Here is a 16,942-nt window from a genome sequence, read left to right as displayed (position 1 = left end):
GGCTCACACCTTCCGCAGCTTGGCGGCGCCGAAAAGGCCGCTCGGCTTGATCGCCAGCACTGCGATCAGCAGGCCGAAGACGACGATGTAGGTGTAGGAGGACCCGAGGAATGTGGTCACCAGCGCCTCGACCAGCCCGTAGAGAAAGCCCGCGATCATCACCCCCCAGGCCGAGGTCATGCCGCCGAGGATCGCGACGGCAAAGGCCTTGATGCCGAAGAGCGTGCCCATGTCCGAATGCACCGAGAAAAGCGGCGCGATCAGCAGGCCTGCCGCCCCCGCCAGCATCGACGACAGGGCAAATGAGCCCGAGATCATCACCGTGGTGTTGATGCCCATGAGACGCGCGGCCTCGGGGTTCTGTACCACCGCCAGCAAGGCGCGGCCCTGCCGGGTGCGGCGAAAGAGCATCTGAAGCGCGAAGGCCACGGCGATCGCCACCAGCGGGATCAGCACCTGCTGCGGATAGACCCCCGTGCCGAGGATCTGCCAGCTCGTCTCGACCAGCGGCGAGGGCAGGCTGCGCGGCTCGTTGCCGAAGGTGAAGAGCACCGCATTGTCCAGCAGGATGCCGCCCGCAACCGTCGCCATCAGCCAGCCGTCGTTGCCGCGGATGGCAAAGGGGCGGATCAGGCAGAACTCCACGATGACGCCCATCGCGGCGCAGCCGAGCAGGGCGAGCGGATAGGCGAGGATCACCGGAAGGCCCGCGCGCTGGGTCAGCACGTAGCCGAGCACCGCGCCCAGCATCACCATGGATCCTTGGGCGAAGTTCACGCGGCTGCAGACCGAGTGGGTGATCTGGAAGCCGAGCGCGATCAGCCCGTACATGGCGCCAAGTCCGAGCCCGGTGAGGAGGGCGGCGAAGAGAAGTGTCATTCAGTGCTCCGAAATGGGGCTCCCGGCCGGTGGGGCCGGGAGGATCGTGCAGGGGTGCCACCCGCGCTGGGCGGCACCGGCAGGGGTCAATCCATCAGCGGGACGATCTCGCCCTCGACGAATTGCGAGAAGACGTAATCCTCCGGCCCGAGCGCATCCTGGTTGTCGGGGGTGAAGGGCATGTCGTAGGTCTTGATGACCCCTTCGACGCCGCTGATCTGGTACATCGCCTCGCGGATCGCCGGGCCCTCGGTCGAGCCGGCCTTCTCGATTGCCGCGGCCAGCAGCAGCGTCGCGTCATAGGCGTTGGCGATGCCGGTGGCCGGGGTCACGTCGGCGAGGGTCTCGATCTCGGGGTACTTCTCCTGCAGCGCGGCAAAGAGCGGATGCGCCGCATCGGTGAAGAGGAATGTCTGGATGAAGTGGACCTTTTCGCCGCTGGCCCCCGCCAGCTCGGTGAAGCGTCCGCCGGCCGGACCCCAGTGCGAGGCGATCGGCACGTCCCAGCCCATGCGGTCGAGCGATTTGACCACCTGCGCGCTGGGCGCGACGTTGGCGACGAGGAAGAGGCTGTCGGCCCCGGCTTCCTTGAGGCGGGTGAGCTGCGGCACCACGTCGACGTCGTTGCTCTCGAACTTCTCGATGCCAGCGTGCTCCATGCCGCGCTTGGACAGCGCCTTGGTCAGACCAGCCTCGTTGGACTCGCCCCAGGGGTTGTTGATCAGGATCATCCCCGGTTTCTTCGCGCCGTACTTGCTGATCAGATACTCGGTGATCGCCTCGTCGACGTATTCGTCCACCGCAGAGACGCGGAACACGTAGTTCTCCTCGGCGCCGTTCATGGTGATCGGCGTACCCGCCGCCCAGGGCCCGACGAAGGGCACCTTGGCCTCGTTCATGTAGGGCACGATGGCCATCGACACCGGCGTGTCGAGCCCGCCGATCAGCGCCGCGACCTCTTCGCGCTGCACCAGCTCGCGCGCGGCGACGAGGCCCTTGCCGGGGTTGCTCTCGTCGTCGCGGCTGACCAGCTCGAGCGGACGGCCAAGCACGCCGCCCGCGCCGTTGATCTTGTCGAGCGCCAGCTCGATGCCGCGGGTGATCGCCTCGCCGGACTTGGCGGACTGCCCGCTCAGCGCTGCAACGAGGCCGAGCTTGATCGGCTCTGCGGCGCTGGCGGGTGCCGCGGCGAGCAGCGACAGCGCGGCGGCACCGGCCATGAGCGCGCGGCGGGTGAAGGTCGGTTGGATGGGCATTTTCTGTCTCTCTCCAGCAATGAGGGTCCTGTTGGTGTCCTCATAAGGCCGGGCAGGGGCGGTCTTCTGTCAAAGATGCGGGACGGAAATTCCCCGAAAAATCGACATCCCGCTTCGGACTGCACAAGCTTCGGGCAGATTGCATGCAATTTTTGTATGAAATTATCGCGCGCGGGTTTCATCGGGCCCGCGATATGCCAAAGTCGAATCAGCAACCGACCGAAAGGATCCCTGATGACCACTGAAACGACCGATGCCCTTGGGCTCGATTACGCCGCGCTGCCGCCCGAGGCGCAGATCGTGCACGACTACCTCGAAGCCTCGATGGTGCCCGACCCCGAGCGCGCCGCCACCTACATGGCCGAGGGCGTGGTGATCACCTTCACCGGCGGGCGGGTCTACCATCACCCCTCCGGCCCTTCGGGCTTCAATGCCATGCGCTACGCCTGGGTGAAGAAGGACATGCGCCAGTTCGACGTGGCGCAGGGGGCCGAGGGGACGGTGGTCTATTCCACGGGCTATCTCTATGGCGAATGGCCCGACGGCACGCCCTTCGAGGGCAATCGCTACGTCGACCGCTTCGTGGTGAAGGGCGGCAAGATCGTGAAGATGGACGTCTGGAACGACAGCGCCGAGCGCATCCTGACCGCGCGGGGCATCGAGGCGTGAGGCCTCAGCCCTTTTCGCGCACGTCCATGGCGTAGGGTTCGAGCGCGTCGAGATAGGAAAAGGCGCTCTTGGCGCCCTCCTGGAACTGCGCGCGGGAGGAGACGGACTCGAGGTGGCTGCGGGCGATGCGTTTTGCCTGGGCCACATCCCCCTGCCGGAGCGCCGCGAGAATGTCGCGGTGCTCCTGGATGCCGCAGGCGGTGGAGTGGGGGCGGGCGTATTGCGACAGGGTCAGCGCGCAGCGGTAGCTCAGCTCGTTCACGTAGCGCATCAGCACCGGGCTGCCGGTCAGCTCGCCCAGCAGGATGTGGAACTCGGTCGCCAGCCGGATCGACTGCGGCTCGGGGCCGTCGCGGGCCTCTTCCTCGCGGGTGATATGCGCCTCGAGCCGCGTGGCCTGTTCCTCGGTCAGCCCGGCGGCGAGCCGGGCGATCACCAGATCCTCGATCTGGGTGCGCAGCTCGAAGAGGTCGCGCGCCTCCTCGAGGCTGGGAGAGGCCACCGCCGCGCCGCGGTTGTGGCGCAGCTCGACCAAGCCTTCGGCGGCAAGCCGTTCGAGCGCCTGCCGGATGATCGTGCGGCTCGCTCCGAAACGTTCGCCGAGCGAATCCTCGGGCAGCTTCATCCCCGGCAGCAGCGCGCGTTCGAGGATCGCCGAGCGCAGCGCCGCGCAGATGAGTTCCGACCTGTTCTTCGGCACGGCCTTCGAAGGCATGTCCTGTCCCCGGCTTCGATCTTCCAGGCCCGCAAGAAAGCACGTCGCCCCGGCAAGCTCAACTGCCGCCCGCGCTTTCCAAGCCGCGCCGTTTGCGTCACGCTGCGCCGAGCCACGGAGGGACGGGACATGCGCACATTCGAAGAGATCCTTGCCATCGCCGCCGAACGCCACGGCGGCCGCGAGGCCGCGCTGGCCAACATCCCCGCGCCGCTCGGCCCCGAGCAGATCGCCGCCCAGCCCGACGCCCGGTTTCTCGCGGCCATGGCGCGCGGCATCTTCCAGACCGGCATCAGCTGGAGCGTCGTTGACGCCAAGTGGCCCGGCATCGAGGAGGCGTTGCATGGCTTCGAGCCGGCGCGGGTGGCGATGATCGAGGGCGATGCCTTCGACGCGCTGCTCTCGGACACGCGGGTGATCCGCTCGGGACCGAAGCTGGCAGCGATCCGTGACAACGCGGTTCTCATCACCGAGGTTGCCGCCGAAGCGGGCAGCTTTGCCCGCAAGATCGCCGACTGGCCGGTGGCCGAGTTCGACGGGCTGCTCGACTGGCTCAAGCGCAGCGGCTCGCGGCTGGGGGGCAACACCGGGGCCTACATGCTGCGCGCCGTGGGCAAGGACGGCTACGTTCTGGGCCGCGATGTGGTCGGGAGGCTGATCGCAGAAGGGGTGATCGACAAGCCGCCGAGCTCGCGCCGGGCACTGGCCGCGGTGCAGGCGGCGTTCAACACATGGGCCGCGCAGAGCGGGCTGCCCTATACCACGCTCAGCCGGGTGCTGGCGCGCAGCATCGGCTGACACTGCCCCGGCGTCGCGGCGGGATCGCCCTGGGCCTGCGCAACGCCCGGTGCGGGATCAGCAGGGAAGCAGCGCGCGGCGGGCCTGCGCCCGCACGGCGCGGGTGAGCGGCGCGAGCGCCGGGGCGACCAGCCGGTTGACTTGCCAGGTCAGCGTGATGTCTTCGGGCTCGTCCGGCCGGATCGCCACCAGCTCGCCCGAGGCGAGCAGGGGCGCGGCAAGAAACTCCGGGTTCAGCCCCCAGCCGATCCCCAGCCGCGCGGCTTCGACGAACCCCTGCGTCGAGGGCAGGCGATGCGTCGGCGGCAGCAACGCCCTGCCGGTCACCCGCTTCAGCCAATGGTGCTGCAACGCATCCTTGCCGTCGAATTGCAGCAGGGGCGCTCGGGCGAGCGTCTCTGCCGTCACGCCTTCGGCGAAGTGGCGGGCGCGGAAGTCCGGCGCGCAGGTGGCGATGTAGCGCATCCGCCCCAGCACCGCCGCGTCGCAGCCCTGCACCGGGCGGGCGTGGTCGCAGATCGCCGCCGAGACCTCGCCGCGCCTCAGCCAGTCTGCCGAGAAGGCCTGATCGTCCACCACGATGTCGAAGAGCAGGTCCAGCCCTACCAGCGCGGGCAGGAACCAGGTGCCGAGGCTGTCGGCGTTCAGCGCAAGCCGCAGCCGCGCCTGCGGAGCGGCCTGCGCCACGTCCTGCCCGAGGTCGCGCGCCAGCGCCGCCTCGAGCAGTGCCACCTCGGAGGCATGGCGCGACAGCCGTGCGCCTGCGGGCGTTGCGGTGCAGGGGGCCGCGCGGATCACCAGTGCCGCGCCGGCCCGGTCTTCCAGGGCCTTGATCCTCTGCGAGATCGCCGAGGGCGTCACCGACAGTTGCCGGGCCGCTGCCTCGAAGCTGCCGAGACGTATAACCGCTTCGAGCGCGGCCAGTTGCGAGGGGTCGTAGTGCATTAGCATATCTTAATCAGAGTGAGATTGTTTAACTAGCCTATCTCGCGACCTGCATGGTAGCCCGCCTCCGGAACAAGTGTCAGGAGACCGGGACATGCAGGCAGCAGTGGCGGGATTTGCCCTAGGGCTTTCGCTGATCGTGGCGATCGGGGCGCAGAACGCCTTTGTGTTGCGGCAGGGGCTGCGGCGCGATCACGTTCTGCCGGTGGTTCTGGTCTGCGCGCTTTCGGATGCGGTGCTGATCGCCGCCGGGGTGACCGGCTTCGGCCTGCTGGCGGCGGAGCTTCCCTGGCTGGTGACCGTCATGCGCTGGCTCGGCGCGGCCTTCCTCGTCTGCTACGGCGGACGCACCCTGCTTGCGGCCTGGCGCGGCGGCGAAGCGCTGCACGCCGAGACTGCGCCCGGCAATGGCTCGCTGCGCCGCGCGCTGCTCACCTGCCTGGCGCTGACCTGGCTCAACCCGCATGTCTATCTCGACACGGTCATGTTGCTGGGCGCGGTCTCGGGGCAATACGACAGCCGGCTGGCTTTCGGCCTCGGTGCTGCAACGGCCTCGGTGGTCTTCTTTTTCGCGCTCGGATACGGCGCGCGGCTGCTGGCCCCCGTTTTTGCGCGGCCCAGGGCCTGGCGCGTGCTCGACCTGGTGATTGGCCTGACAATGTTGCTCATCGCGGCGAAACTGCTGCTGGGATAAGGGCAGGGCTTGCGCCCGGCGCGCAGCGCGCTACCAAAGTGCCATGACCTCCACGAGCACAAGCAGCGCGATCCCCAGCACACAGGCGAACCCGGTGCGGGGCATTCTTTTCATGATCGTATCGGGGCTGTGCTTCGTCGGTGTCACGGTGACCGTCAAGCTGTTGCACGGGCGTGTTCCAGCGGCGGAATCGGCATTCCTGCGTTACCTGCTCGGCCTCGTCTATCTCATTCCCATGTGGAAGGCGCTGACCGGGCTGCGCATGACGCGGCGCCAGTGGCGGCTCTCGGCCCTGCGCGGCGGCGCCCAGACGCTGGGCGTGATCTGCTGGTTCTTCGCCATGTCGCGCATCCCGCTCGCCGAGGTCACGGCGATGAACTACCTGACGCCGATCTACGTGACGGTGATGGCGGTCTTCGTGCTGGGCGAGCGGCTGGCGGTCCGCCGCATCCTTGCGATCGTGGCGGCCCTTGGCGGCGCGTTGCTGATCCTGAGGCCGGGATTCCGCGAGCTCGATCCGGGCCATTTCGCCATGCTCGCCACCTCGATGATGTTCGCCATCTCCTATCTCATTGCCAAGATCATCACCGACGAGCTTTCGCCGGCCATCGCGCTGGCGCTGCTGTCGATCTCGGTGACGCTGGGGCTCTTTCCCTTCGCGCTGGCGGTCTGGGTGTGGCCGAGCTGGAGCGATCTTGCGATTCTGATGGCGACCGCGACCTTTGCCACCGGCGGACATTACGCAATGGTGCTGGCTTTCGCGCGCGCGCCGGTCACGGTGACCCAGCCGGTCACCTTCCTGCAGCTGGTCTGGTCGATCATCATCGGCGCGCTGTTCTTCGCCGAGCCGGTCGATCCCTACGTGGTGGCGGGCGGACTGGTGATCATCGGCTCGGTGCTCTTCATCACCCTGCGCGAGGCCATGCTCAAGCGCCGGGTCACGCCCTCGGGACCGGAGACCAAGTTCTGAACGGGCAACGCATGGGGCGCCTTCGGCAGGGCGCAACCAAGAACAGTGTGTTTCCCGGCCGCGAAGAATCCCCGAGCTCATCGCATTTCGGCCGCATTCGAGCAGGAAAGTTTCCCCTAGTGAAACAGTAGTGCCGGGTATGTGACCATGTATGCCAACATCCAGAAGACCGAAACTTTCGAAGACCTGCGGGCGTTGTTGCTCGCCGAGCGGCAGAAATCCCTGTCCGAAACCGAATGGCGGTTTCGCATGAAAGGCTACGGCTACCAGCTGCGCCGTACCGCCGAGGGCATGGAGGTCTCGCGCCTGCCGCAGAACCGGTTGCTGGGCACCTTCGACGCCTGACGGCGCGGGCCGTGGCGCGCAGCGCACGCCTTAACGAAGATTAACCGAGCGATCTTGCACCTTCCGCGAGACAGGCCGAGATTGGCCTGATGATCAGGATTTGTTCACGCTTCGTAAGCGTTATATTCACCATCGTTTCCCTAACGTCACTCGTAGCCGCCCTCGGCGCCGGACCTGCGCAGGCAGCGCAGGCGGCCTTTTCGGGCAAAGTCCGGGTGATCGACGGCGACACGTTCGACGTCGGCGACGTACGCGTGCGTCTCTTCGGTGTCGATGCGCCGGAGAAGGACCAGACCTGCGGCGGCGGAAGCCAGCCCAATTGGGCCTGCGGCGCCTGGGTCACCTCCGAGGTCCGCGCCCGCTACGAGGGCCGCCGCGCCCGCTGCGAACGGCTCGACACCGACCGCTACGGCCGCGCCGTGGCGCGCTGCGCGGTGGACGGGCAGGACGTGGGCCGTACGCTGGTCTCGGACGGGCTGGCCTTTGCCTACCGAGAGTACTCTCTGGACTACGACCTCGACGAGAAGCGCGCCGCGGTGCGTGGTGTCGGGGTGCATGGTACGCAGGTGCAGCGGCCGGCGGACTACCGCGCCGAGAGCCGCGCCACGGCCAATGCGGCCGCGCTGGCGGAAGCGCCGAAGGGCTGCGTGATCAAGGGCAATATCTCGGCCAAGGGCGCGCGCATCTACCACATGCCCGGACAGCAGCATTACGCGCCGACCCGGATCGACGAGAGCAGCGGCGAACGCTGGTTCTGCTCAGAGGCCGAGGCCCGCAACGCCGGGTGGCGCAAGGCGCGGCAGTAGGGCGGCGTTGCGACGCCGCGGATGACCTGAGGGCAGGTTGATCCGCATCAAAGTGCGGTCGCGGCGGCCATGCGAAGACAGGGACAAGACAATCAAAGGAGGCACGAGGCCCATGTCCCATGTTCCGCACTCTCTGGCCGAGGAATTCCCGCAATTCGCCGACCGCATCTCGGCGCTGAAGCAGCAGGGCGGTCATTTCGCCACGCTCGCCGAGCGCTACTACGAGGTGAACCGCGAGGTCTACGGCGCCGAAAGCGGGCTGACCCCGATGGAAGGGCTTGCCGAGGCCGACCTGCGCAAGAAACGCGCCGCCCTGAAAGACGAGATCTACGCGCTGCTCACCGCCGATGCCGAGGGCGTCGAAGGTTAATTGAGCAGCGGCTCGATTTCCGAGGTGATCGGGTCCGACAGGGGCAGCGTCGTGCTGCCCCAGCCCGCGACGAATTCGCCCTCGGGTCCGATCAGCACCTTGTTGAAATTCCACGAGGGCGCATAGCCCTCGCGTTCGGCCAGATCCCGGAAGAAGGGATGCGCCTCGCCGCCGGTCACATGGGTGATCGTGGTCATCGGCATGTCGAGATCGAAGTTGAGCTCGCAGTAGTCCTTGATCTCGGCCTCGCTGCCCAGCTCCTGCTTGAAATCGTTCGAGGGCACGGCCAGCACCACCAGCCCGCGGTCGCGGTAGCGGTCGTAGAGGTCCTGCAGCCCGTCGAACTGCGGGGCGAAACCGCAGCGCGAGGCGGTGTTCACCACCAGCACCGGGCCGCCGCGCCAACTTTCCAGGTCCAGCGTCCCGCCGTCGATCGACTCGAAGACCGTGGTCTCGGAGGCGAGGGCGATGGAGGCGGGCAGGGCGATGGTGGCCATCACGGCGAGCAGGGGGGCGATACGCATGGGGCGACTCCTTTGGGCTCACAAATAGTCTCGATGACGTGAAGTCAATGAAACGAATACGCTCCCCGATGCGGATCGGATCTGCACCAGCGCAGATTTTCCGAAACCTCTTGGAGCCCGGCGGCGGGCCGCCTATCTTTGCCGTTCAGGAGGTGACGCCATGGCCGGAGGCTGGAGCCGCGACGGAGCGGTACAGGAGCAGATCGAGGACAGCATCAAGGACGAGCTGTCGCGCATGCAGGCGCGCAGGCGCCCGTCGGGCGAGAGCGCGACCCATTGCGCCGAATGCGAGGAGCCGATCCCCGAGAAGCGCCGCGTGGCAATCCCCGGCGTGAAGCTCTGCATCGACTGCCAACAGGAGCGCGACGGTGCCTATCAGGCGCGCGGCGGCATCAACCGGCGCGGCTCGAAGGACAGCCAGCTCAAGTAGGGTCGTTCCCGTCATCCTTGTCGGCCAGGTCGCGCCCGCGCAGCGCGCGCCCGCGTGCAAGCCCGCGTCGGTAGAGCGGCATCACGTCCAGCATCGCCACGGCAAATCCGAGCGGGATCATCCAGAAGCCGAGGATCGGCAGGAAGCCGAGGATCCCTCCGCAGATCAGCAAGAGCCCCAGCACCAGCCGCAGCCCCGGCGGCACGCGCCTCCGCACGTGCACGAGAAAGCGCTGCATGCGCGCCTTGATCGTGCGCTTCACGCGCGGCTGTACGGGCTGTTTCTCGGGCGGGGACATGAGGCGGATCCTTCTGGGGCCTCGGCAATGATATCTTGAAAATGACCTCGGAACAGGGGGGCGGGGCGGGCACCGCGGTGCCCGCCCCGCCGGGAAATCAGTCTTCCATCGCCTCGAGCTCGTCGATGAACCCCTCGATCATCGACAGGCCCTTGTCCCAGAACTTCGGGTCCGTGGCGTCGAGCCCGAAGGGCGCCAGCAATGCCTTGTGGTGCTTCGAGCCGCCCGCCTTCAGCATCTCGAAATACTTGTCCTGGAAGCCCTCGGGGTTCGCCTCGTATTCGGCGTAGAGCGCGTTCACCAGCCCGTCGCCAAAGGCATAGGCGTAGACGTAGAAGGGCGAGTGCACGAAGTGTGGAATGTAGGCCCAGAAGGTCTCGTAGCCCGGCATGAAGTCGAAGGCCTCGCCAAGGCTCTGCGCCTGCACCGACATCCACAGAACGTTGATGTCCTCGGGGGTCAGCTCACCGCCGCGCCGCGCTTCGTGCAGCTTGCACTCGAAGTCGTAGAAGGCAATCTGCCGCACCACGGTGTTGATCATGTCCTCGACCTTGCCGGCGAGCATGACCTTGCGCTCCTTCTGGTCCTTCGCCTTGGCCAGCATGGCGCGGAAGGTCAGCATCTCGCCGAAGACCGAGGCGGTCTCGGCCAGGGTCAGCGGCGTCGAGGCGAGCATCTCGCCCTGGCCCGCCGCCAGCACCTGGTGCACGCCGTGGCCCAGCTCATGCGCCAGGGTCATCACGTCGCGCGGCTTGCCGAGGTAGTTGAGCAGCACGTAGGGGTGGGCGTCGGTGACGGTGGGATGGGCAAAGGCGCCGGGCGCCTTGCCGGGCTTGGCGGCGGCGTCGATCCAGCCCTTCTTGAAGAAGGGCTCGGCGATCTCGGCCATGCGCGGATCGAAGCCCGCGTAGGCGTCCATCACCACGGCCTCGGCCTCGTCCCAGCCGACGATGCGGTCGCTCTCCATCGGCAGCGGCGCGTTGCGGTCCCAGACCTGCATGCGATCGAGCCCCAGCCACTTGCGCTTCAGCTCGTAGTAGCGGTGCGACAGCCGCGGGTAGGCGGCGACCACGGCATTGCGCAGCGCCTCGACCACCTCGGGCTCGACGTCGTTCGACAGGTGCCGCGCGTGCTGTGCCGAGGGCATCTTGCGCCAGCGGTCCATCACTTCCTTTTCCTTGGCCTGGGTGTTGTGCACCCGGGCAAAGGTTTTGATGTTCTCGCCGAAGACCCGCGCCAGCTCGTGCGCCGCGGCCTCGCGCTTGGCGCGGTCCTGCTCGGTCAGCAGGTTGAGCGTGCTCTCGATGCTCATCTCCTCGCCGTCCACCTCGAAGGTGAGCCCGGCGATGGTCTCGTCAAACAGGCGCTCCCAGGCGTCGCCGACCACGCCCATGTCGTGCAGGAAATGCTCCATCTCGTCCGACAGCTGGTGCGGCTTCATCGCGCGGATGCGGTCGAAGGCGGGCTTGTAGCGCCCGAGCTCGGGATCGGCGGCGAAGAGACCATCCAGCACATCATCCTCGAGCCGGTTCAGCTCGAGCGTGAAGAACACCAGCGGCGTGGTGTAATTGGTGATCTTCTCCTGGCAGTCCGACAGGAACTTGGCGCGCTCGGCGTCGATGGTCAGCTGGTAGTAGCGCAGCCCGGCGTAGGACATGATGCGTCCGCCCACAGCCTCGATCTTCTCGTGGCGACGGATCATCTCGAGGAAGCCGGCGGCGTCGAGCGTGCCGAGCTTGCCCTCGTAATCCCCGGCGAAGCGCGCGCAGGCCTCCTCGAGCCAGTCGAGGTCACGCTTGACCTCGGGCGCGTCGGGCGCCGGGTAGAGATCGCTCAGATCCCATTCCGGCAGGTCCCCCAAGTTCTTGCCCCCGGCGGTGGCATGCGCGTCGAATAGGCGGGCATCAAAATCGGGCCGAACGGTCATCGCGTGTCTCCATGTTCTTTTTTCTTGGGGGACAGCTAAGATCGCGGCCCCCGCAGGTTCAAGGGCGAATGCCCTTTCTTCTAGGTCGAAATATCCCGGGGTGAGGCGCGCAGCGCCGAGGGGCAGCGCCCCTCAGCACCGCGCGCCATTCCTCACTCCGCCACGCAGTCGGCGAAATACTCCACAGAGCCGTCGGGCATCTCTACCCGCACCAGCCCGTGGATGTCGGTCTCGAAGCCGGGGCACTGCCGCGCGAACTCGCGGTTGAAGCGCAGGTAGTCGACGATGCGCTTGTTGAACACCTCGCCCGGGATCAGCAGCGGGATGCCCGGCGGGTAGGGGGTGACCAGCGAGGTGGTGATCCGCCCTTCAAGGCTGTCGATCGGCACGCGCTGCGTGGTGCGGCGTGCGATATGCGAGAACGCCTCGCCCGGGTTCATCGCCGGGGTGAGGTCGCTGAGGTAGATCTCCGTCGAGAGCCGCGCCACGTCGTACTTGGCGTATTGCGCGTGCACATGCTGGCACAGGTCCTTCAGCCCCATGCGCTCGTAGCGGCGGTGCTTGGCGCAGAACTCCGGCATCGAGCGCCACATCGGCTGGTTCTTGGCATAGTCGTCCTTGAACTGCTGCAGCGCGGTCAGCAGCGTGTTCCAGCGGCCCTTGGTGATGCCGATGGTGAACATGATGAAGAAGCTGTAGAGCCCGGTCTTTTCCACCACGACGCCGTGCTCGGCGAGATACTTGGTGACGATCGACGCGGGGATGCCCCAGTCCTCGAAGCGGCCGTCGAGGTTGAGCCCCGGCGTGATGATCGTCGCCTTGATCGGGTCGAGCATGTTGAAGCCCGGCGCCATGTCGCCGAAGCCGTGCCAGCTGTCGGTGCCGCTGCTCTCGACGCCCTCGGCATCGGTCTTCTTCAGCACCCAGTCGCGGGTCCGGCCCATGCCGTCGCTGTTGTGGTCGAAGTCCTCGGGGCCCCAGACCTGGAACCACCAGTCATCCGCGCCGTATTCCTCGTCGACCTTGCGCATGGCGCGGCGGAATTCCAGCGCCTCGACGATGCTCTCCTCGACGAGCGCGGTGCCGCCCGGAGGCTCCATCATCGCCGCCGCCACGTCGCAGGAGGCGATGATGCTGTACTGCGGGCTGGTCGAGGTGTGCATCAGGTAGGCCTCGTTGAACAGGTGCCGGTCCAGCTTGGTCTCCTCGCTGTCCTGCACCAGCACGTGGCTCGCCTGCGAGATGCCCGCCAGCAGCTTGTGCACCGATTGCGTCGCATAGGTCAGCGACTTGCGGGTGCGCCCGCGCTTGCGGCCCATGGCATGATAGGTGCCGTAGAACGGGTGGAAGGCGGCGTGCGGCAGCCAGGCCTCGTCGAAATGCAGGTTCTCGACGTAGCCGTCGAGCAGCCCCTTGATCTCTTCGGTGTTGTAGAGAACCCCGTCGTAGGTCGATTGCGTCAGCGTCAGGATGCGCGGCTGCACGGTGTCGGCATCGACGTCCTTCAGCAGCGGGTTGGCGCGGATCTTCGCCTTGATGCTCTCGATCTCGAACTCGCTGCGCTGGATCGGGCCGATGATTCCCCAGTGGTTGCGCGTCGGCTTGAGGAACACCGGGATCGCCCCGGTCATGATGATCGAATGCAGGATCGACTTGTGGCAATTACGGTCCACCACGACCACGTCACCGGGCGCCACGCTGTGGTGCCAGACCATCTTGTTCGAGGTCGAGGTGCCGTTGGTCACGAAGAAGCAGTGGTCGGCGTTGAAGATGCGCGCGGCGTTGCGCTCGGACTCGCCGATGGCACCGTTGTGGTCGAGCAGCTGGCCCAGTTCCTCGACCGCGTTGCAGACGTCGGCGCGCAGCATGTTCTCGCCGTAGAACTGGTGGTACATCTGGCCGATCGGCGACTTCAGGAAGGCGACGCCGCCCGAATGCCCGGGGCAGTGCCACGAATAGGAGCCGTCCTCGGCATAATCGAGCAGCGCCTTGAAGAACGGCGGCTGGATGCCTTCGAGATAGCTCTTGGCCTCGCGGATGATGTGCTTGGCGACGAACTCCGGCGTGTCCTCGAACATGTGGATGAAGCCGTGCAGCTCGCGCAGGATGTCATTGGGCAGGTGCCGCGAGGTCTTGGTCTCGCCGTAGATGTAGATCGGCACGTCTTCGTTTTTCCAACGCAGTTCCTCGATGAAGTTGCGCAGGTTCAGCACGGCGGGGTCGAGCTCGGGACCCGGCGAGAATTCCTCGTCGTCGATCGACAGCACAAAGGCGCTGGCGCGGGACTGCTGCTGCGCGAATTGCGACAGGTCGCCATAGCTGGTGACGCCCAGCACCTCGAAGCCCTCGGATTCGATCGCTTCGGCGAGCGCGCGGATGCCAAGGCCCGAGCTGTTCTCGGAGCGGAAATCTTCGTCGATGATCACGATGGGGAAGCGGAACTTCATTCTTGTCTCCAACCGGGTGTCTTTCGTTGGGTGTCTGTTCGGTCGCCGAGGCCTGCGGCCCCTGTTCCGGGCGGGTCGTTGGGGGTGTCTCGCAGATGCCTGCAAATCAGCCCTATAATGATCGGATGTTTCTTTCTTTTGAACCCGGCCCCGTCAAGGGGGCGCGGCAGGGCATTCCGGCGGGAAAGCGCGCGGCGCGGTCTGTGGTGGGGTTGTCTCATCCATAGGCCGCGAGCAGCGATTTCAGTCCGTCGAGCGTGTCGATCTCGTCCACCGGCTTGTCGCGCCGCCAGCGCGCCATGCGCGGGAAGCGCAGCGCGATGCCGGATTTGTGGCGCGGGCTGGCCTGTATCCCCTCGAAGGCGATCTCGAAGACCAGCTCGGGGCTCACCTGCCGCACCGGGCCGAAGCGCTGCTGGGTGTTGCGCTTCACCCAGCGGGTGATCTCGTCGAACTCGGCGTCGGTGAGGCCGGAGTAGGCCTTGGTGAAGGGCACGAGCCCGTTGCCATCCTTTACCGCGAAGGTGAAATCGGTGAAGAGGTTGGCGCGCCGCCCGTGGCCCTGCTGGGCGTAGATCATCACCGCATCGACGCTGAGCGGGTCGAGCTTCCACTTCCACCAGTCGCCGCGCTTGCGGCCATCGCGGTAGGCCGAGTCGCGGTGCTTCAGCATCAGCCCCTCGGAGCGGTGTTCGCGGGCGCTCTCGCGGCGTGCGGCGAGGGCCGGCCAATCCGCCTCGGTCAGCAGCGGCGAGGGCATCACGGCGGCATCCTCGGGCAGGCCGGCAAGCAGCGCGTCCAGTCGGGCGCGGCGCGCCGACAGGGGCAGGGCGCGGATATCCTCGCCGCCGTGTTCCAGCAGGTCGTAGGCCAGCATCCGCACCGGCGCCTCGGCCAGCAGCTTCTTCGGCACGGTCTTGCGCCCGATCCGCGGTTGCAATTGCGCGAAGGGCAGCGGCGCGCCGTCTTTCCACGCGAGGATCTCGCCGTCGAGCACCGTGCCCGGCGGCAGGAAGTCCGGCGTGCGGGCGAACTCGGGGAAGCGGTCGGTGATCAGTTCCTCGCCGCGCGACCAGAGGTGGTGCACCCCGCCGCGCAGGATCAGCTGGCCCCGGATGCCGTCCCATTTCCATTCCGCCAGCCAGTCGGCGGGATCATCGAGGCTTTCCGCCCCGGTCTCGAGCGGCGAGGCGAGACAGAAGGGGTAGGGCCGGCTCTCATCCTCGCGGGCGTCCTCCTCGGCGGTGAGCTGCGCCCAGCTCGTATCCTCGGGCTGCCAGCTGCCCATCAGTCGCAGCGCCATCGCCGCCTCGTCCACCCCGGTCGCCTGCGCCAGCGCGCGGGTCATCAGCTTGCGGCTGATGCCGATGCGGAAGCCGCCGGTGATCAGCTTGTTGAACAGGAACCGCTCGGTCGCGTCGAGCCGGTCCCATGTCTCGAGCACCGCCGCCTTGCGCGCCTCGGCGTCCATCTCGCCAAGCCCCTTCACCACGCTGATCCACGCTGCCAGATCGCGCTCCTCGGGGGCGCTGGACGGCGGCAGGATCAGCGCGATGGTCTCGGCCAGATCGCCGACGATCGGGTAGCTCTCCTCGAACAGCCAGAGCGGGATATTCGCGCGCTCGGCGGCCCACTCGCGCAGCAGCGTCGTGGTCACCGCGCGTTTTGGGCGGCGGCCCGAGAACAGCGCCACCGCCCAGAGTCGGTCTGCCTCGGGCGCCGCCTCGAAGAACTCGACGAGAGCGGCGATTTTCTCTGAAGTTCTGGTGGTTTGGTCAAGCTTGGTAAAGAGGCGCGCGAAGTCCTTCATGCGGCGTCTCCACTTTGCTCGACCGTCTCTTCGTCGCCGCCGAACTCGGTGGGCACGGGAGTCGCCCCATAGCCTTCACCGCGCAGGTATTGCGCGAAGATGTCAACGTAACCATGTGTCGGATATATGTTTTCAGCGCCAGTCTCCTTGATCGCGCGCAGCAGCGCGGGCCAGTCGGCATGGTCCGAGATGACGAAGCCGCGCTGCACCCCGCGCCGCCGCCGCACACCGCGCAGGCGCATCCAGCCCGAGGCGAAACCGGTCTCGGCGGGGCCGAACTTCCGTGCCCAGGAGGTGCCGAAGGCCGAGGGCGGCGCGATCACCATGGGGGCTGGATGCGCCTTGCGGTCGAAGTCGGACGTGACGGGGATTGTCTCGCGGTGGAAAGCGCCCGCCGCGCGCAGGACGGCATTGCTGCCCTCCACCGCGCCGTGGGTCAGGATCGGGCCGATCTCGGGGTCGAGCATCGAGATCAGCCGCTGCGCCTTGCCGAGGCTGTAGGCCCCGAGCAGCGAGGCCCGCCCGGCGTCGCGGTTGGCTCGCCACCATGCGTTGATCTCGGCGGCCACCTCGGCCTGCGGTTGCCAGCGGAAGACCGGCAGGCCGAAGGTGCATTCGGTGATGAAGGCGTGGCAGCGCACCGGCTCGAAGGGCTCGCTCAGCCCGTCGGGTTCAAGCTTGTAGTCGCCCGAGACCACCCAGACCTCGCCACCGACTTCGACGCGCACCTGCGCCGAGCCGGGAACATGCCCGGCGGGGTGGAAGCTGACCGTGGCAGAGCCGATCTTCAGCGGCCTGCCGAAGGGCAACTCCTGCACCTCGACTCCCAGCCGGTGGCGGATCATCGCGGCGGTGAGCGGGGTGGCGAGGTAGCTGCCGTGGCCGGGCCGGGCGTGGTCGGAATGGGCGTGGGTGATCAGCGCCCGCGGCACCGGGCGCCAGGGGTCGATGTAGATATCCGCCGCGGGGCAGTAGATGCCGCGCTCGGTGAAGCTGAGGACCGGATCCGCCATTCGCGGAAGGATAGGGCGCGCCGCGCATCTGGCCAGACGGGCGGCG

18 protein-coding genes are annotated in these 16,942 nt (G+C 67.2%); 8 read left to right on the top strand and 10 right to left on the bottom strand.

The genetic code is table 11. The annotated features are described in order from the left end of the window. Positions 1 to 3: 3 nt before the first annotated feature. Entirely contained in the window at positions 4 to 879 is an 876-nt protein-coding gene (locus IQ782_RS16450; RefSeq protein ID WP_194135748.1) for a branched-chain amino acid ABC transporter permease, read from the bottom strand. 86 nt (positions 880 to 965) lie between these two features. Further along, positions 966 to 2,135, bottom strand: coding sequence for an ABC transporter substrate-binding protein (locus IQ782_RS16445; protein ID WP_194135747.1), 1,170 nt, complete (start codon positions 2,133 to 2,135; stop codon positions 966 to 968). 234 nt (positions 2,136 to 2,369) lie between these two features. Between IQ782_RS16445 and IQ782_RS16440 the strand changes: the two genes are divergently transcribed. Continuing rightward, positions 2,370 to 2,804, top strand: coding sequence for a nuclear transport factor 2 family protein (locus IQ782_RS16440; protein ID WP_194135746.1), 435 nt, complete (start codon positions 2,370 to 2,372; stop codon positions 2,802 to 2,804). Positions 2,805 to 2,808: 4 nt separating this feature from the next. Here IQ782_RS16440 and IQ782_RS16435 read toward each other — a convergent pair whose 3' ends face one another. Continuing rightward, on the bottom strand, positions 2,809 to 3,519 hold the full coding sequence (locus IQ782_RS16435) for a GntR family transcriptional regulator (protein ID WP_194135745.1): 711 nt from the start codon (positions 3,517 to 3,519) through the stop codon (positions 2,809 to 2,811). A 129-nt stretch (positions 3,520 to 3,648) separates the two neighbouring features. Here IQ782_RS16435 and IQ782_RS16430 point away from each other — a divergent pair, with 129 nt between their 5' ends. Then, the gene (locus tag IQ782_RS16430) at positions 3,649 to 4,317 is read left to right on the top strand and encodes a DNA-3-methyladenine glycosylase I (RefSeq protein WP_194135744.1); all 669 of its coding nucleotides are present in this window, start codon (positions 3,649 to 3,651) and stop codon (positions 4,315 to 4,317) included. 57 nt (positions 4,318 to 4,374) lie between these two features. On the opposite strand, the gene IQ782_RS16425 is transcribed toward IQ782_RS16430, so the two are convergent. Beyond that, on the bottom strand, positions 4,375 to 5,262 hold the full coding sequence (locus IQ782_RS16425; RefSeq protein WP_194135743.1) for a LysR family transcriptional regulator ArgP: 888 nt from the start codon (positions 5,260 to 5,262) through the stop codon (positions 4,375 to 4,377). A gap of 94 nt (positions 5,263 to 5,356) precedes the next feature. Between IQ782_RS16425 and IQ782_RS16420 the strand changes: the two genes are divergently transcribed. The 5 genes from IQ782_RS16420 to IQ782_RS16400 all read left to right on the top strand — a co-directional run bounded on the left by IQ782_RS16420 (position 5,357) and on the right by IQ782_RS16400 (position 8,447). Further along, positions 5,357 to 5,956, top strand: a complete 600-nt coding sequence (locus IQ782_RS16420) for a LysE/ArgO family amino acid transporter (RefSeq protein ID WP_194135742.1) — start codon at positions 5,357 to 5,359, stop codon at positions 5,954 to 5,956. Between the two features lie 43 nt (positions 5,957 to 5,999). Further along, positions 6,000 to 6,926, top strand: a complete 927-nt coding sequence (locus IQ782_RS16415; protein WP_240989343.1) for a DMT family transporter — start codon at positions 6,000 to 6,002, stop codon at positions 6,924 to 6,926. Between the two features lie 147 nt (positions 6,927 to 7,073). Continuing rightward, positions 7,074 to 7,271 carry a hypothetical protein gene (locus IQ782_RS16410; RefSeq protein WP_194135741.1) on the top strand — a complete coding sequence of 66 codons (198 nt, stop codon included), beginning with the start codon at positions 7,074 to 7,076 and terminating at the stop codon, positions 7,269 to 7,271. Positions 7,272 to 7,360: 89 nt separating this feature from the next. Continuing rightward, positions 7,361 to 8,077 carry a thermonuclease family protein gene (locus IQ782_RS16405; protein ID WP_194135740.1) on the top strand — a complete coding sequence of 239 codons (717 nt, stop codon included), beginning with the start codon at positions 7,361 to 7,363 and terminating at the stop codon, positions 8,075 to 8,077. Between the two features lie 112 nt (positions 8,078 to 8,189). Continuing rightward, positions 8,190 to 8,447 carry an HP1242/YdcH family protein gene (locus IQ782_RS16400; RefSeq protein WP_194135739.1) on the top strand — a complete coding sequence of 86 codons (258 nt, stop codon included), beginning with the start codon at positions 8,190 to 8,192 and terminating at the stop codon, positions 8,445 to 8,447. On the opposite strand, the gene IQ782_RS16395 is transcribed toward IQ782_RS16400, so the two are convergent. Continuing rightward, on the bottom strand, positions 8,444 to 8,971 hold the full coding sequence (locus tag IQ782_RS16395) for a glutathione peroxidase (RefSeq protein ID WP_194135738.1): 528 nt from the start codon (positions 8,969 to 8,971) through the stop codon (positions 8,444 to 8,446). The two genes, IQ782_RS16400 and IQ782_RS16395, sit on opposite strands and share 4 nt — an antisense overlap. Before the next feature lie 160 nt (positions 8,972 to 9,131). Between IQ782_RS16395 and IQ782_RS16390 the strand changes: the two genes are divergently transcribed. Beyond that, complete coding sequence (locus tag IQ782_RS16390; RefSeq protein WP_194135737.1) at positions 9,132 to 9,401, top strand: DksA/TraR family C4-type zinc finger protein; 270 nt, start codon at positions 9,132 to 9,134, stop codon at positions 9,399 to 9,401. Here the strand turns inward: IQ782_RS16390 and IQ782_RS16385 are convergent. From IQ782_RS16385 to IQ782_RS16365, 5 genes are all read right to left on the bottom strand, one after another. After that, positions 9,394 to 9,699 carry a hypothetical protein gene (locus tag IQ782_RS16385; RefSeq protein ID WP_240989342.1) on the bottom strand — a complete coding sequence of 102 codons (306 nt, stop codon included), beginning with the start codon at positions 9,697 to 9,699 and terminating at the stop codon, positions 9,394 to 9,396. The genes IQ782_RS16390 and IQ782_RS16385 overlap by 8 nt on opposite strands. 97 nt (positions 9,700 to 9,796) lie before the next feature. Continuing rightward, entirely contained in the window at positions 9,797 to 11,626 is a 1,830-nt protein-coding gene (locus IQ782_RS16380) for a M3 family oligoendopeptidase (protein ID WP_194135736.1), read from the bottom strand. Positions 11,627 to 11,778: 152 nt separating this feature from the next. Continuing rightward, positions 11,779 to 14,073, bottom strand: a complete 2,295-nt coding sequence (locus IQ782_RS16375; RefSeq protein ID WP_194135735.1) for an arginine/lysine/ornithine decarboxylase — start codon at positions 14,071 to 14,073, stop codon at positions 11,779 to 11,781. Positions 14,074 to 14,290: 217 nt separating this feature from the next. Then, complete coding sequence (locus tag IQ782_RS16370) at positions 14,291 to 15,883, bottom strand: ATP-dependent DNA ligase (RefSeq protein WP_194135734.1); 1,593 nt, start codon at positions 15,881 to 15,883, stop codon at positions 14,291 to 14,293. Next, the gene (locus IQ782_RS16365) at positions 15,880 to 16,896 is read right to left on the bottom strand and encodes a ligase-associated DNA damage response exonuclease (RefSeq protein ID WP_194135733.1); all 1,017 of its coding nucleotides are present in this window, start codon (positions 16,894 to 16,896) and stop codon (positions 15,880 to 15,882) included. The genes IQ782_RS16370 and IQ782_RS16365 overlap by 4 nt, the downstream gene beginning before the upstream one ends. Positions 16,897 to 16,942 lie beyond the last annotated feature (46 nt).

Source organism: Salipiger mangrovisoli (assembly GCF_015223355.1).
GTDB classification, from domain to species: Bacteria; Pseudomonadota; Alphaproteobacteria; order Rhodobacterales; family Rhodobacteraceae; genus Salipiger; species Salipiger mangrovisoli.
Note: the sequence above shows the minus strand (reverse complement) of the source record. Positions and strands in the feature narration are given on the sequence as shown.

Coding starts and splice junctions, on each gene's coding strand:
- IQ782_RS16450 (WP_194135748.1), bottom strand. CDS start 879: ATGACACTTCTCTTCGCCGCCCTCCTCACCGGGCTCGGACTTGGCGCC.
- IQ782_RS16445 (WP_194135747.1), bottom strand. CDS start 2,135: ATGCCCATCCAACCGACCTTCACCCGCCGCGCGCTCATGGCCGGTGCC.
- IQ782_RS16440 (WP_194135746.1), top strand. CDS start 2,370: ATGACCACTGAAACGACCGATGCCCTTGGGCTCGATTACGCCGCGCTG.
- IQ782_RS16435 (WP_194135745.1), bottom strand. CDS start 3,519: ATGCCTTCGAAGGCCGTGCCGAAGAACAGGTCGGAACTCATCTGCGCG.
- IQ782_RS16430 (WP_194135744.1), top strand. CDS start 3,649: ATGCGCACATTCGAAGAGATCCTTGCCATCGCCGCCGAACGCCACGGC.
- IQ782_RS16425 (WP_194135743.1), bottom strand. CDS start 5,262: ATGCACTACGACCCCTCGCAACTGGCCGCGCTCGAAGCGGTTATACGT.
- IQ782_RS16420 (WP_194135742.1), top strand. CDS start 5,357: ATGCAGGCAGCAGTGGCGGGATTTGCCCTAGGGCTTTCGCTGATCGTG.
- IQ782_RS16415 (WP_240989343.1), top strand. CDS start 6,000: ATGACCTCCACGAGCACAAGCAGCGCGATCCCCAGCACACAGGCGAAC.
- IQ782_RS16410 (WP_194135741.1), top strand. CDS start 7,074: ATGTATGCCAACATCCAGAAGACCGAAACTTTCGAAGACCTGCGGGCG.
- IQ782_RS16405 (WP_194135740.1), top strand. CDS start 7,361: ATGATCAGGATTTGTTCACGCTTCGTAAGCGTTATATTCACCATCGTT.
- IQ782_RS16400 (WP_194135739.1), top strand. CDS start 8,190: ATGTCCCATGTTCCGCACTCTCTGGCCGAGGAATTCCCGCAATTCGCC.
- IQ782_RS16395 (WP_194135738.1), bottom strand. CDS start 8,971: ATGCGTATCGCCCCCCTGCTCGCCGTGATGGCCACCATCGCCCTGCCC.
- IQ782_RS16390 (WP_194135737.1), top strand. CDS start 9,132: ATGGCCGGAGGCTGGAGCCGCGACGGAGCGGTACAGGAGCAGATCGAG.
- IQ782_RS16385 (WP_240989342.1), bottom strand. CDS start 9,699: ATGTCCCCGCCCGAGAAACAGCCCGTACAGCCGCGCGTGAAGCGCACG.
- IQ782_RS16380 (WP_194135736.1), bottom strand. CDS start 11,626: ATGACCGTTCGGCCCGATTTTGATGCCCGCCTATTCGACGCGCATGCC.
- IQ782_RS16375 (WP_194135735.1), bottom strand. CDS start 14,073: ATGAAGTTCCGCTTCCCCATCGTGATCATCGACGAAGATTTCCGCTCC.
- IQ782_RS16370 (WP_194135734.1), bottom strand. CDS start 15,883: ATGAAGGACTTCGCGCGCCTCTTTACCAAGCTTGACCAAACCACCAGA.
- IQ782_RS16365 (WP_194135733.1), bottom strand. CDS start 16,896: ATGGCGGATCCGGTCCTCAGCTTCACCGAGCGCGGCATCTACTGCCCC.